We start from the raw sequence: 13432 nt of genomic DNA on the forward strand, positions 1-13432 counted from the left end.
ACGGAATTCTGTGCGGGCGATCCTGTGCGGGCCCGCAGGTTAGGCGGCCACCAGGTCCGCTGCCTTGATGGCCGAGTCGGCACCGTCGCGGGCCTCGTGCAGATACCGGTCGTAGGCGGGCAGGGTCAGGAAGGCCGGGAACTCGTTGCTGAGGGTGACCTCCTCGAAGATGTCGCGGGCGTCGGCGAACCGGTCCCCTTCGAAGCGTTCCAGCTTCGCGAATTCCTCGTCCAGCATGTCCTCGATCCAGTCGCGGGTGATGACGTCGCCCTGGTCCGTGATGGCCCGGGAGAAGATCCACTGCCACAGCTGCGAGCGGGAGATCTCGGCGGTGGCGGCGTCCTCCATCAGGTTGTGGATGGCCACTGCGCCGTTACCGCGGAGCCAGGATTCGATGTAGCGGATGCCCACCTCGATGTTGATCCGCACGCCGCGTTCGGTGATGGTGCCGGTGGTGGAGGCGATGTCGATCAGGGCGCGGTCGTCGGGGGTGACGTCCTCGCGGAGCCGGTCCAGCTGGTGCGGGCGTTCGCCGAGGACGCCGTCGAACACCTCGCGGCACACCGGCACCAGGTCCGGGTGCGCCACCCAGGAGCCGTCGAAGCCGTCGGCAGCGTCGCGGGTCTTGTCGGCACGGACCTTCTCCAGGGCGATGGCGTTGGCCGCCTCGTCCTTGCGGTTGGGGACGGCCGCGGCCATCCCGCCGATCGCCACGGCGCCGCGCTTGTGGCAGGCGCGCACCAGCTGTTCGGTGTAGGCCCGCATGAACGGCTGGGTCATGGTGACCTGGTCACGGTCCGGCAGGACGAACCGCGGGCCCCGGGTCCGGAAGTTCTTGATCAGCGAGAAGATGTAGTCCCAGCGGCCGGCGTTCAGCCCGGCGGCGTGCTCGCGCAGTTCGTAAAGGATCTCCTCCATCTCGAAGGCGGCGGTGATGGTCTCGATCAGCACGGTGGCGCGGATGGTGCCCTGCGGGATGCCCAGCAGGTCCTGGGCCAGGATGAAGATGTCGTTCCAGAGCCGGGCCTCGAGGTGGTTTTCGATCTTCGGCAGGTAGAAGTAGGGGCCCTTGCCCTGGGCCATTAGCCGCCGGGCGTTGTGGTAGAAATGCAGGCCGAAGTCGACGATCCCGCCGGCCACCGGCACGCCGTCGATCAGCATGTGCTTCTCCGGCAGGTGCCAGCCGCGGGGACGGACCACGATGGTGGGCAGTTCCTCGGCGGGGCGCAGCTTGTACTCCTTGCCCTCGGGGGAGGTGAAGTCGATCCGGCGCTCCAGGACGTCGGTGAGGTTCAGCTGGCCCTGGATGACGTTGCGCCACGACGGCGTGGAGGCGTCCTCCATGTCCGCTAGCCAGACCTTCGCGCCGGAGTTCAGCGCGTTGATGGCCATCTTCTTGTCCACCGGGCCGGTGATTTCGACGCGGCGGTCCTCCAGCCCGGGTGCCGGGGGAGCGACCCGCCACTCGGGGTCGTTGCGGATGGCGGCGGTTTCCGGGAGGAACCGGGGATCCTGGCCGCGGGTGATCTGCTGGCGCCGGTCTCGCCGGGCCTGCAACAGCTCCTGCCGCCGCTCCGCCGTCGCCCGGTGCAGCTTGGTGATGAAGGCCAGCGCGTCCGGCGTCAGGACCTCGCTCTGCCGGCAAATCGGCTGGGCGGTCAACGTGATGCCGTTGATGGTGAAGTTGTCAGTGAAGCTGTTCATTTCATTTGCTCCTCAATGCAAGAAGGAAGTTCGACGGCGGTTGGTGACGTACGCACGAGGTCGAAGGTGCCGGTGTTGCGGCAGCCTGCGTAAAAGGGGCCCTGCGGCCGGCGTCGTCCTCGCTCAGCGAGGTCGAGGCCGGCCGTGGGGAATAGCAGGCAGAGCAACGCCGGACCGAAGGCCGGACGCAAGCGCCGCCGTCGTAAGCGTTAGTGGAACTGGCCTTCTTCGGTGGATCCCACCAGGGCCAGGGTGGATGCGTTCGGGTTGAGCGCGGTGGCGATGTCGTCGAAGTATCCGGTGCCGACTTCGCGCTGGTGCTTGGTGGCGGTGTAGCCGCGTGCTTCGGAGGCGAATTCCTTCTCCTGCAGCTCGACGTAGGCGCTCATGCCTTCCCGGGCGTAGCCGTGGGCGAGGTCGAACATCGAGTAGTTCAGGGCGTGGAAGCCGGCCAGGGTGATGAACTGGAAGGTGAAGCCCATGGCGCCGAGTTCGCGCTGGAACTTGGCGATGGTGTCGTCGTCGAGGTGCTTGCGCCAGTTGAACGACGGCGAGCAGTTGTAGGAGAGCATCTGGTCCGGGAACTCGGCCTTGACGGCCTCGGCGAACTTGCGGGCCAGGGCGAGGTCCGGGGTGCCGGTCTCCATCCAGATCAGGTCGGAGTACGGGGCGTAGGCCTTGGCGCGGGCGATGCAGGGTTCGATGCCGTTGCGGACCTTGTAGAAGCCCTCGGCGGTGCGCTCGCCGGTGATGAATTCCTGGTCCCGCTCGTCGACGTCGGAGGTGATCAGGGTGGCTGCCTCGGCGTCGGTGCGGGCGATGACGACGGTGGGGGTGCCGGCGACGTCGGCGGCCAGGCGGGCCGCGTTCAGGGTGCGGACGTGCTGCTGGGTGGGGATGAGGACCTTGCCGCCGAGGTGGCCGCACTTCTTCTCCGAGGCGAGCTGGTCTTCCCAGTGCACGCCCGAGGCACCGGCCTGGATCATGGACTTCATCAGCTCGTAGGCGTTCAGCGGGCCGCCGAAGCCGGCCTCGGCGTCGGCGACGATCGGGACCATCCAGTCCTCGACGGTCTGGATGCCCTCGGAGAACTCGATCTGGTCGGCGCGGAGCAGGGCGTTGTTGATGCGACGGACCACGGTGGGAACCGAGTTAGCCGGGTACAGCGACTGGTCCGGGTAGGTGTGGCCGGAGTTGTTGGCATCCGCGGCGACCTGCCAGCCTGATAGGTAGATGGCGCGGAGGCCGGCCTTGACCTGCTGCACGGCCTGGTTGCCGGTCAGGGCGCCGAGGGCGTTGGTGTACTTGCCTTCCTTGTGCTCCCCGGTGAGCTGCTTCCACAGCTTCTCGGAGCCGCGGCGGGCCAGGGTGTGTTCTTCGGAGACCCGGCCGCGGAGGCGGACGACGTCGGCGGCCGAGTAGTCCCGAGTGACACCTTCCCAGCGCGGGTTGGCAGCCCACTCGAGCTCCAGGGCGGCAGCCTGCTCGGTGGCGGAGTCCTGGGCGGACGGCTGCTGGTTGGGCTCAAATGCTGCGGTCATTACTGATCTCCTTTGATGGCCCGGGCCGGTGGGGCCGCCTCTTCGCGGGGACCCGCCGGATATTCCGGAGCGGTGAAACTTTCTGTGGGATCTACTTTTCTGCAGTTCCAAGAGGCTTTCTAGACGAAACCTCTGGAAAGAAATGCAGTTCTTCCCGTATTCTCAAAAAATGCATCCGAGCAGCTGGAACCGGCAGACCGCAGCCCCCGCCCTCCCCGCCGAACCCGAGGTGGACGTGATCAGCATGGGCCGCCGCGTCCGGCACCTGCGCAAGGCGGCCGGCCTGACCCTGGACGACCTGAGCGCCGCCGTCGGCACCGCCCCCAGCCAGCTGAGCCTGATCGAAAACGGCAAGCGCGAACCCAAGCTGGGGCTGCTGCAGCACCTGGCCTCGGCGCTGGGCGTCAGCATCGACGAACTGCTCGGCGCGGAGCCGCCCAACCGGCGCGCGGCCCTCGAAATCGAGCTGGAACGCTACCAGCGCAGCCCGCTCTATGAATCCCTGAACCTGCCCAAAATCCGCATCAGCTCGCGGCTGCCGATGGATGTGCTGGAGTCGATGGTGGGCCTGCAGCACGAGCTGGAGCGACGGCTCAACGAGCAGGTGGCCACCCCCGAGGAGGCCCGCCGGGCCAACGGCGAACTGAGGGCCATGATGCGGGAGCGGAACAACTACTTCCCCGAGTACGAGGCGGAGGCGCAGAAGGTCCTCGCGGCCGTGGGCCACACCTCCGGTCCGCTGTCCCACCACGTCATCGCTGACATCGCCGCGCACCTGGGTTTCAGCCTGCACCACGTCGGTGACCTGCCGCATTCCACCCGGTCCGTGACGGACCTGAAGAACCGCAGAATTTACCTCACGCAGAACGCCCGCAGCGATCACGACCCCCGGTCGGTGCTGCTGCAGGCCCTGGGCCACTACGTCCTGGGCCACCAGACGCCCACCAACTACGGGGACTTCCTGATGCAGCGGGTGGCCACGAACTACTTCGCCGCGGCGCTGCTGCTGCCGGAGAAGGCCACGGTGGAGTTCCTGCAGCGGGCCAAGCAGGCCAAGGAAATCGCCGTCGAGGACATCCGGGATGCCTTCGCCGTGTCCTACGAGACGGCCGCGCACCGCTTCACCAACCTCGCCACCGAGCACCTGGACCTGCGCACCCACTTCCAGAAGACCCACAAGAGCGGCATCATCTACAAGGCCTACGAGAACGACGGCGTGACGTTCCCGCAGGACCACACCGGCGCCATCGAGGGCCAGCCGTCCTGCCGGAACTGGACCTCGCGCGTGGTGTTCGATGTCCCGGACAAGTTCAGCGCCTACAACCAGTACACGGACACCCCCGCCGGGACCTACTGGTGCACGGCCCGGACCGAGCGCTCCGCAAACGGCGAATTCTCGCTCTCCGTGGGGGTGCCCTACGCGCAGGTGAAGTGGTTCCGCGGCCGGGACACCACCGAGCGGTCCAAGTCCACTTGCCCGGACGAGAGCTGCTGCAAGCGCCCGCCCGCCGCCCTGGCCTCGGAGTGGGCCGGCAACGCCTGGCCCTCGGCCCGCGCCCACTCGCACCTGCTCGCCGCCATGCCGCCCGGCGCCTTCCCCGGCGTGGACGAGACCGAGGTCTACTCCTTCCTGCAGGCCCACTCCGGTTCCTGACGCTCCCAGCCCTCCTCCCGACGCTCCCTCACGTTCGGGGAAGGTTTGTCGGCGGGGCGACTATTGTGGCCAGTGTCAGCTCATCGACTTACACCCCGGGAGCGTGCACTATGGCCAAGGAACTTGCCACCCAGCTTGTCGAACAACTCCAGGCTGCCGGCGTGCAGCGGATTTACGGGATCGTGGGCGACAGCCTCAACCCGATTGTGGACGCCGTCCGGAAGACCGGCGGGGCCGCGAAGGGCGGCATCGACTGGATCCACGTCCGGCATGAGGAGGCCGCCGCGTTTGCCGCCGCGGCCGAGGCCCAGCTGACCGGCAAGCTTGCCGTCTGCGCGGGCTCCTGCGGCCCGGGCAACCTGCACCTGATCAACGGACTGTACGACGCCAATCGCTCCGGCGCTCCCGTCCTGGCCATCGCCTCGCACATCCCGAGCAAGCAGATCGGCAGCAGCTTCTTCCAGGAGACCCACCCGGACCGGCTCTTCAACGAATGCTCGGTCTACTCCGAACTCATCAGCACCGCCGAACAGGCCCCGCGGGTGATGCACAGCGCCATCCAGCACGCCACGGCCCTCCGCGGCGTCGCCGTCGTGACCCTGCCCGGTGACATCGCCGGGCTGGAGGTGGCGGCCGAGACCCCGGCCCCCGCGGCGTTCCGGCCGGCGGTGATGGTCCCGGACCCCGCCAGCGTGCGGGAGCTCGCTGACGCCATCAACGACGCCGGCAAGGTCGCGATCTTCGCCGGCGCCGGCGTCGAGGGCGCGCACGACGAGGTGATCGCCCTCGCGGAACTGGTGAAGGCGCCGATCGGCCACTCGCTGCGCGGCAAGGATTTCATGCAGTACGACAACCCCTACGACATCGGCATGACCGGGTTGCTGGGCTACGGGGCGGCAGCGGAGGGAATCGAAGACGCGGACCTGTTGATCCTGCTGGGCACCGATTTCCCGTACGACCAGTTCCTGCCCGGGACCAGGACGGCGCAGGTGGACCGGGCCGCCGAAAACCTGGGCCGGCGCACCGACGTCGACGTCGCGGTCCACGGCGACGTGCTCCCCACCCTTGCCGCGCTGATGCCGCTGGTCACGCCGAAGAAGAGCCGCCGCTTCCTGGATGCGATGCTGAAGAAGCACGACCGGCTGATGAACAAGGCCGTCGGGGCGTACACGCGCAAGGTGGAGAAGACCCAGCCCATCCACCCCGAGTACGCGGCGTCGCTGCTGGACCAGATCGCGGCCGAGGACGCCGTCTTCACCGCCGACACCGGGATGTGCAACGTCTGGACCGCCCGCTACATCAACCCGCTGGGCACCCGGCGGCTGATCGGCTCCTACCTGCACGGCTCCATGGCCAACGCGCTGCCGCACGCCATCGGCGCGCAGCTGGCCTACCCCGGCCGCCAGGTGGTCTCGGTCTCCGGCGACGGCGGCCTGTCCATGCTGCTGGGCGAGCTGATCACGGTGGCCGCACACCGGCTGCCGGTCAATGTGGTGGTCTTCAACAACTCCACCCTGGGCATGGTGAAGCTGGAGATGCTGGTGGACGGCCTGCCCGACTTCGGCGTGGACGTCCCGGACGCCAACTACGCGCAGGTGGCCCGGGCGCTGGGCTTCCACGCCGTCCGGGTCACCGATCCGGCGAAGATCGCCGACGCCTACCGGGAAGCGTTCGCCCACCCCGGCCCGTCGCTGGTGGAGCTGATCACGGACCCGAAGGCACTCTCGATCCCGCCGAAGATCAAGGGCGCGCAGGTGCTGGGCTTCGCCACCGCCATGTCCAAGGTGGTGCTCAACCGCGGCGCGGGCGAGGCCGTCAGCATGGCCCGCAGCAACCTTCGGAACATCCCGCGACGGTAAGGCGGCTGCTGCGGCTGCTGCGGCGGGGCCGCGGGCGGCATCTTCGCCCGGTTAGCGCGGGCCGCCCTGCCAGAGGGCGTCGAACGGGGCGCCGGAGGCCACCCGGTTGCGGATGCCGGCGGTGACGAAGTCCTTCGCGGCGCGGGCTGCCTCCAGCGGGGCGGCGCCCTTGGCCAGTTCGGCGGTGACCGCTGCGGCCAGCGAGCAGCCGGCACCGGACACGGCGACGTCGCCGACCTTCGGCGCGGAGAGCACCTCGAGGGTCTCGCCGTCGTAGAAGACGTCGACGGCGTCGGGTCCGGCCAGGCGCACGCCGCCCTTGGCCAGCACGGCGGCGCCGCTGAGTTCGTGGATGCGCACGGCCGCGGCCTTCAGGGATTCGACGTCGGTGATCTCCAGCCCGGAGAGCGACTCGGCCTCGAAGTGGTTCGGCGTGACGAAGGTGGCCAGCGGCAGGATCTGGGCCTTGAGCGCCTGGTCGGTGTCCAGGGCGTGGCCCGGCTCCTGGCCCTTGCAGATGAGCACGGGGTCCAGCACCACGTTGCGGAAGGCGCCCTCGGACAGGGCGGTGGCGACGGTGGAGATGGTGTCGGGGCTGCCCAGCATGCCGATCTTGACGGTGTCCAGCACCGACGGCGCGCCGGACCCGGCGCCGTAGGCCGCCGTCGTCGCCTCCAGCTGGTCGGCGATGACCTGCTGGTCCACCGGCACGAAGCGGTGGTTCCAGTTGTCCTTCGGGTCGAAGGAGACGATGCAGGTGAGGTTCACGATCCCGAAGACACCGAGTTCCTGGAAGGTCTTCAGGTCCGCCTGCGCGCCGGCGCCGCCGGTGGCCTCGGAACCGGCGATGGTCAGGGCGACGGCGGGGGTGGTCTGGGTGTCCACGGCGTTGGAAGTCATGGCTCCATCCTGCCACTGCCGAAAAGTGCTCCGCATTGTGCGCATGACCAATATGAACTAAACGGGAGTGTTCTGGATCACGGGACGTAAGGTGGCGGGCGGCGTTGCTCGCTGGCGGCGCCGAATCCAGGAAGGTTCATCGATGAGCACCCAACCGACCGAAGCGGCCCAGACCCGGAAGGCCGTCGGCAACATCCTCAAAGGCTCCGCGGGCAACCTCGTGGAATGGTATGACGTCTACGTCTACACGGCCTTCGCGGCCTATTTCCAGTCCCACTTCTTCAACTCCAAGGACGACCTGCAGGCCGGGCTCGAGGCCATGGCCGTCTTCTCGACGTCGTTCCTGATGCGCCCCATCGGCGCCTGGTTCTTCGGCCGCTACGCCGACCGCAAGGGCCGCAAGGCGGCGCTGACCCTGAGCGTGACGATGATGTCCGCCGGGTCCTTCGCCATCGCCATCCTGCCCACCCAGCAGGTAATCGGGCTGTGGGCCATGATCCTGCTGGTCCTGATCCGCGTCCTCCAGGGGTTCTCCGTCGGCGGCGAATACGGCACCAGCGCCACCTACATGTCCGAGGCCGCCACCACCAAGCGCCGCGGCTTCTTCTCCAGCTTCCAGTACGTCACGCTGATCGGCGGCCAGATGCTGGCCCTGCTGGTCCTGGTGGTGCTGCAGAACGTCATGCCCAAGGCCGACCTCGGCGAGTGGGGCTGGCGGATCCCGTTCGCTATCGGCGGCGTCGCGGCCCTGGTGGTGCTGTGGCTGCGCCGTTCCATGGAGGAAACCGTCTCCGAGGAGCAGATCAAGGCCGCCAAGGTCCCCGCCGTTCCGGGCCAGGCCCAGCCGGGCACCATGAAGCTGCTGTTCACCAGCTACTGGAAGCCGCTGTTGGTCTGCATCGGCATCACCCTCGGCGGCACCGTGGCGTTCTACACCTACACAAACTTCATCCTGAAGTTCATGAATGACACCTCCGGCATCGCCAAGACCGACACCTCGGTGATCAACTTCTGGGCGCTGTTCATCTTCATGCTGCTCCAGCCGGTCTACGGCATCATCTCGGACAAGGTGGGCCGCAAGCCGCTCCTGCTCTGGTTCGGCATCACCGGCGTGCTCTTCACCTGGCCACTGCTCTCCACCCTCGCGGGCACCAAGAACCCGTTCACGGCCTTCCTGCTGATGATGGGCGGACTGCTGATCGTCGGCGGTTACACCTCGATCAACGCCCTGGTGAAGGCCGAGCTGTTCCCGGCCTCCATCCGCGCCCTCGGCGTCGGCCTGGGCTACGCGATCGCCAACTCGCTCTTCGGCGGCACCGTCCCGCTGATCGGCGCGGCGCTGCAGAAGGAGGGCCGGGAAGACCTGTTCTTCACCTACGTCACGGTGGCCATCGCGATCTCGCTGCTGGTCTACATCTTCGCGCTGAAGAACAAGAAGTCCACGCACCTGGACCACGAACAGGGCCACGCCTGGGACCAGCCGGCGGCCGTGGGCGCGGGCGTTGCCGCCTCACCGGAGCGGGACGACGACGGCGTCCTGGACACCCCGCGGCGATAGTCCGCCACTTCGACGGTTCCCTGCCGGATCGACGCCTCTAGACGTCTAATTGGCAGGGAACCGTCGAAACGGGCAAGGTGCGGCCGAGGGTTCGCCCCGGCTAAGAGTTGGATAAGTACGGCGACGGTGCGGAGCCGGCTCCGGGATCAGACCCCAGGAGCCGGCGCCGCGCCGTCGTCGTTCCTGATGCGGGCCAGGCGCCAAACGCTGAACCGGCCCAAGGCCGCGGCGGGGACCATCGCGATCGTGGCCAGAGGCATGGGCGGGTCCTCGAAGACCCCAAACGGCAGCGTGATGATTGCGCCGAGCACGGCGAATGCGCCCACATGCCACCACTGGTTGCGAACCGGTTGCAGCAGGACGCCCAACGGCAGCCCGAGAGCCCACCCAACGACGACGGCGGGTATGGCCCCAAACATCATTGCGGCAAGGAAAAGGGACCCTGCGTCGAGTGCTGAAGGCGGCAGGAACAGAGTCTCCAGGCTGAAGACTAGGCAAAAGGCGACATGGGTGACCAGAATCCCGACCCAGACGGCACTCGGGACCAATTCCACTCGGATCGGGCGGTTCATCCCTGACGCCCGCGGCTGGCGTTCAGGGCCCTATCGAGTGTCGGGTAGCGGTAGGTGAAGCCCGCGTCGAGGAGCTTGCGGGGCTCGACCCACCGGCTTTTCAGGACCAGCTCGGTTTCGGTGCGGATGACGATCGCGCCAACCTTCAGCAGCCAGGCGGGCGTGGGCAGCCCCAGGGGCATCCTGTAGGCGCGGCGCACCGACCGCATCAGCTCGCGGTTGCTGACGGCGGCCGGCGCGGCAACATTGACCGGCCCTTCCAGCTCTTTCCGGAGGTGGAGGAAGCGGATGGTCCGGTACAGGTCCTCGACGTGGATCCAGCTGAACTTCTGGGCGCCGACGCCCATGCGGCCGCCGAGACCCAGCCGGGCCAGAGTCGCGAACGGCCGCATCACGCCGCCGCCCGGGCCTAGGACAATGGCGATCCGGAGGGCCACCTTCCGGGTCGCGGGCGCGGGGGCTTCCGCCAGGGCCGTTTCCCAGGCGCGGGCCACGTCCACGGAGAATCCCTCGCCGAGCTCCCCGTCGTCTTCGGTTTGTGGCCGATCGCGGGCGTCTCGGTAGATGGTGCCGGTACTGGCGTTGAGCCAGGTCCGCGGCGGAGCGGAACACCGGGAGAGAGCTGTTCCCAGGGCGCCCGTCGTGGAGACCCGGGACTCAAGGATCTCGGCCCGGTTGCGGCGGTTGTACCGGCAGTCCACCGTGCGTCCGGCGAGGTTGACCAGCAGGTCAGCTCCTTCCAGCACCGTCGTGATTGCGGTGTTGTCGCCCCACGCCGCCGACGCTCGCTGGGACCGGCCAATGGTCCTGACGTTCCACCCGTCCTCGGCGAAGCGACGGGAGACGTAGGTCCCGATGAAACCGGATGCCCCGGCGATGACTACTGTCGTGCTCTCCATGAATCCCCCAATTCGGTGATGATGCGTCAGTCGGTGCGGAGCGCGCGGGCGAGGCCCATCGCGTCGTCCAGGATCTTTCCCACTCCGGGGATGCGGGCCAGTGAGACCCCCCGCGCCACCAGCGGGGCGATGCCGTCCACCATAATCCGGGTCCGGCGTTGGCCCTCCGAGGTGTCGTAGACCCAGAACAGGGTGACTCCCATGTAGGCCATCCAGAGCAGGCCGGGCAGTTCGGATCGCAGGCGGCGCGGCGGTGCGGGTGTGGCTCCCTCGACGACCTCGACGAAGATCTGCTGCGCTGCCTTTCGGGCATCGGACGAGGCCGGGTTGAAGGGGTTGGTCGGGGACGTGGGGCGGATTGCGGTGGCGATGAATTCGGCGCCGAAGCGATGGTAGGGCGCCATGGTGTCCAGTCCGGCATGCAAGGTGGCCTTGAGCCGGTCGCGAAGGTCGTGGATCCCGTCGAGGGCCTCCGCCGCCCGGGCGGCGTGGTCGGCCTGGATCCGCTGGTAAAGCTCCTGGACGAGTTCATCCTTCGAAGCGAAGTAGTAGTAGGCGTTTCCGACCGACACTCCGGCTTCAGCCGCGATGGCGCGCATGGTGGTCTGCTCGAAACCGATCTCACGGAACATCCGCAACGCGGTCTCGGCCACACGCTGCCGGGTCTGTTCGCTCTTCGCCGCCATGATTCCCCATTTCTGAACGTGTTCAAAAAGTATCGCAGGTTATTTGAACATGTTCAATAAGCGCCGGCTGGTCCCCGTTTCGACGGTTAGCCGCCGGACCGATGGGCGGAAGCGTCTATCCGGCGCGGAACCGTCGAAGCGGGTTCGCGTCACCCTCCCTGGCCTTGCCGAGAGCGCGCAGGACCCGGTACTTGAATTCCACCTCGTTAAACAGGTCTTTCCACTCGATCCTTCGGAAGGTCCAGCCCTGCTCCATCAGGGCCTTCTCGCGCCGCCGCTCGGCAAAGACGGCGTCCGCCACCGGACCGTAGTCGAAGTACTTTGCCCGCCCGTCGAACTCCAGAGCCACCCGGAGCTCCGGCCAGGCAAAGTCCATCCGGTGCTCGCCCAGCGGCGTGCGCACTACATATTGCAGCTCGGGCGGCTCGATCCCTAACCGGTCCAGCAACTCCCGGGTCAGGCTTTCGCCGGCCGACTCGGCCCTCGGGTCAGCCAATTGCAGGGCGCGGCGCAGTGCCAGCACGCCGTTTCGCCCGGCGAGCCCTGCACATATGGATCGCAGAAGGTCCATGTCGGCGCCAAGCCGGGCGGCGTGGTCGACCAGGATGACGGACTGCTGCACGGAGAACATCCGGCAACAGTCCACCACCGTGCGTTCCAGCGACGTGCAGGGCAACCCCGCCACGAAACACAGATCACCGCTCGACAGGGCGCCGGTATGGGCGGCCACGTCCCGTCCATGGGAGACCGGGGACGGTGTGCCCGCCTGGGTGAGATGGACGCGCTGCTCGGCCTTCCACAGGTTCAGGCCGTGAAGGGCGGCAGCGGACAGGTGGCTGTAGGCGAAGGCGCCCGCCGACGTCGTCAGTGTCCCCAACGCGTGGGCGAAGACCAGTTGACGACGCCGGTCGGTGCCGGTGAGGCCCCGCCACCACTCGCCACGGGCATAGCAGCCGCGGCGCACCCGGACGAGCCTGCCATCCTGCACCAGCCGGGCGATGGTGCGGGACGTGAATCCGGCGGCAAGGAGTTGGTCCGTGCGCCACAGGTCCGGTGTCGGCGGAAGTGTTGGGGCCATGCCCCCAGCTTCGGGAAGGCATCCCGTGTCAGCTAGGGCTCACCGTGGCTATGTGGATACCCGCCGCTTCGACGGTTCCCCGCCGGGTAGACGTTCAGGAGCGTCTAGGTGGCAGGGAACCATCGAAATGGGCGGGCAGGGGAGGCCGGGGAAGGGAAGGGCAGGGAACGACGCCGGAGGGACCCGGGTTCCTAGCCGTGGACCCGGTCCTGCGGGCTAACCCTTGAGCGTGGAGTCCAGCAACTCGCGGAGTTCGCGGAAGTGCCGCTCGGTGGCCTCGGGGTGGAAGGCGGAGGTGTCCGCCATCGAGTAGCCGTGCGGGGCGCCCTCGTAGATTTTGTTGCTGGCGGTCAGGCCGGCGGCGTTCAGCGCCTCACCCAGCCGGGCGACGGCGTCGGTGTCCATGCTCCGGTCCTTGTCCGCGTGGCCGAAGACGAAGGTGGCCCGCGCGTGCTCCAGGCCCAGGTGCGGGCTGTCCGGCTCGTCCGTGGCGAGGCCGCCGCCGTGGAAACCGCCGCAGGCCGCGACCTGGTCCGGGTGGGCGGTGGCGGTGCGGACCGCGAGGCGTGCACCCATGCAGTAGCCGGTGACGCCAATCGGTCCCTCGGAGACGCCGTCGAGCTCGCGCAGATCCCGGACCCACGCGTCGATGTCCGGGACGGCCTTGTCGCTGGTGAGGCGGCCGACGCGCGGGAACGCGGCGGCGCCGGCGGCTTCCCGGCCCTCCGGGGTGCTCATGTCGCCGGCCGGTGCCAGCTCGGTGGCCGTGCCCTCGCGGTAGAAGACGTTCGGGGCCAGCACCACGTAGCCCCAGTCCGCGATCCGCTGCGCCATCTCCTGGATGCGCGGGCGGAGGCCGAAGGCGTCCATGTAGAAGATGACGCCGGGGAACGGGCCCTCACCGGTGGTGGGGCGGGCGACGATGGCCTCGGCGGTGCCGTCTGCGGCAGGAATCTCGATAAACATCGGGCCAGCCTACCC

The 13432-nt window shown here is 68.2% G+C and carries 11 protein-coding genes; 3 read left to right on the forward strand and 8 right to left on the reverse strand.

Features of this window, described 5'->3' with window-relative positions:
• Positions 1–39 precede the first annotated feature (39 nt).
• Positions 40–1704, reverse strand: coding sequence for a malate synthase A (gene aceB / locus AB0O44_RS08410; protein WP_364136450.1), 1665 nt, complete (start codon positions 1702–1704; stop codon positions 40–42).
• Between the two features lie 209 nt (positions 1705–1913).
• Positions 1914–3245, reverse strand: a complete 1332-nt coding sequence (gene aceA, locus AB0O44_RS08415) for an isocitrate lyase (protein WP_364136452.1) — start codon at positions 3243–3245, stop codon at positions 1914–1916.
• A gap of 142 nt (positions 3246–3387) precedes the next feature.
• Here aceA and AB0O44_RS08420 point away from each other — a divergent pair, with 142 nt between their 5' ends.
• Both AB0O44_RS08420 and AB0O44_RS08425 read left to right on the forward strand, forming a co-directional pair.
• The gene (locus AB0O44_RS08420; RefSeq protein WP_364136454.1) at positions 3388–4899 is read left to right on the forward strand and encodes a helix-turn-helix domain-containing protein; all 1512 of its coding nucleotides are present in this window, start codon (positions 3388–3390) and stop codon (positions 4897–4899) included.
• 110 nt (positions 4900–5009) lie between these two features.
• Entirely contained in the window at positions 5010–6758 is a 1749-nt protein-coding gene (locus AB0O44_RS08425; protein WP_364136456.1) for a pyruvate dehydrogenase, read from the forward strand.
• Positions 6759–6809: 51 nt separating this feature from the next.
• Here AB0O44_RS08425 and AB0O44_RS08430 read toward each other — a convergent pair whose 3' ends face one another.
• Entirely contained in the window at positions 6810–7658 is an 849-nt protein-coding gene (locus AB0O44_RS08430) for a hydroxymethylpyrimidine/phosphomethylpyrimidine kinase (RefSeq protein ID WP_364136458.1), read from the reverse strand.
• Between the two features lie 142 nt (positions 7659–7800).
• Between AB0O44_RS08430 and AB0O44_RS08435 the strand changes: the two genes are divergently transcribed.
• Entirely contained in the window at positions 7801–9216 is a 1416-nt protein-coding gene (locus AB0O44_RS08435; RefSeq protein WP_364136460.1) for an MFS transporter, read from the forward strand.
• A gap of 146 nt (positions 9217–9362) precedes the next feature.
• On the opposite strand, the gene AB0O44_RS08440 is transcribed toward AB0O44_RS08435, so the two are convergent.
• From AB0O44_RS08440 to AB0O44_RS08460, 5 genes are all read right to left on the reverse strand, one after another.
• The gene (locus AB0O44_RS08440; RefSeq protein ID WP_364136462.1) at positions 9363–9638 is read right to left on the reverse strand and encodes a hypothetical protein; all 276 of its coding nucleotides are present in this window, start codon (positions 9636–9638) and stop codon (positions 9363–9365) included.
• A gap of 146 nt (positions 9639–9784) precedes the next feature.
• A complete protein-coding gene (locus AB0O44_RS08445) occupies positions 9785–10687 on the reverse strand; it encodes a TIGR01777 family oxidoreductase (RefSeq protein ID WP_364136464.1) in 903 nt (300 codons plus the stop codon).
• A 26-nt stretch (positions 10688–10713) separates the two neighbouring features.
• Positions 10714–11373 carry a TetR family transcriptional regulator gene (locus AB0O44_RS08450; protein ID WP_364136466.1) on the reverse strand — a complete coding sequence of 220 codons (660 nt, stop codon included), beginning with the start codon at positions 11371–11373 and terminating at the stop codon, positions 10714–10716.
• Positions 11374–11488: 115 nt separating this feature from the next.
• Positions 11489–12451, reverse strand: coding sequence for a type IV toxin-antitoxin system AbiEi family antitoxin domain-containing protein (locus tag AB0O44_RS08455; RefSeq protein WP_364136468.1), 963 nt, complete (start codon positions 12449–12451; stop codon positions 11489–11491).
• 216 nt (positions 12452–12667) lie between these two features.
• Positions 12668–13417, reverse strand: a complete 750-nt coding sequence (locus AB0O44_RS08460; RefSeq protein WP_364136470.1) for a dienelactone hydrolase family protein — start codon at positions 13415–13417, stop codon at positions 12668–12670.
• Positions 13418–13432 lie beyond the last annotated feature (15 nt).

This window comes from Arthrobacter sp. NPDC080082 (assembly GCF_040686595.1).
GTDB lineage: Bacteria > Actinomycetota > Actinomycetes > Actinomycetales > Micrococcaceae > Arthrobacter.

Bases quoted from the DNA above. Each gene is read 5' to 3' on its own strand.
- aceB (WP_364136450.1), bottom strand. From the start codon at position 1,704: ATGAACAGCTTCACTGACAACTTCACCATCAACGGCATCACGTTGACC.
- aceA (WP_364136452.1), bottom strand. From the start codon at position 3,245: ATGACCGCAGCATTTGAGCCCAACCAGCAGCCGTCCGCCCAGGACTCC.
- AB0O44_RS08420 (WP_364136454.1), top strand. From the start codon at position 3,388: ATGCAGTTCTTCCCGTATTCTCAAAAAATGCATCCGAGCAGCTGGAAC.
- AB0O44_RS08425 (WP_364136456.1), top strand. From the start codon at position 5,010: ATGGCCAAGGAACTTGCCACCCAGCTTGTCGAACAACTCCAGGCTGCC.
- AB0O44_RS08430 (WP_364136458.1), bottom strand. From the start codon at position 7,658: ATGACTTCCAACGCCGTGGACACCCAGACCACCCCCGCCGTCGCCCTG.
- AB0O44_RS08435 (WP_364136460.1), top strand. From the start codon at position 7,801: ATGAGCACCCAACCGACCGAAGCGGCCCAGACCCGGAAGGCCGTCGGC.
- AB0O44_RS08440 (WP_364136462.1), bottom strand. From the start codon at position 9,638: ATGATGTTTGGGGCCATACCCGCCGTCGTCGTTGGGTGGGCTCTCGGG.
- AB0O44_RS08445 (WP_364136464.1), bottom strand. From the start codon at position 10,687: ATGGAGAGCACGACAGTAGTCATCGCCGGGGCATCCGGTTTCATCGGG.
- AB0O44_RS08450 (WP_364136466.1), bottom strand. From the start codon at position 11,373: ATGGCGGCGAAGAGCGAACAGACCCGGCAGCGTGTGGCCGAGACCGCG.
- AB0O44_RS08455 (WP_364136468.1), bottom strand. From the start codon at position 12,451: ATGGCCCCAACACTTCCGCCGACACCGGACCTGTGGCGCACGGACCAA.
- AB0O44_RS08460 (WP_364136470.1), bottom strand. From the start codon at position 13,417: ATGTTTATCGAGATTCCTGCCGCAGACGGCACCGCCGAGGCCATCGTC.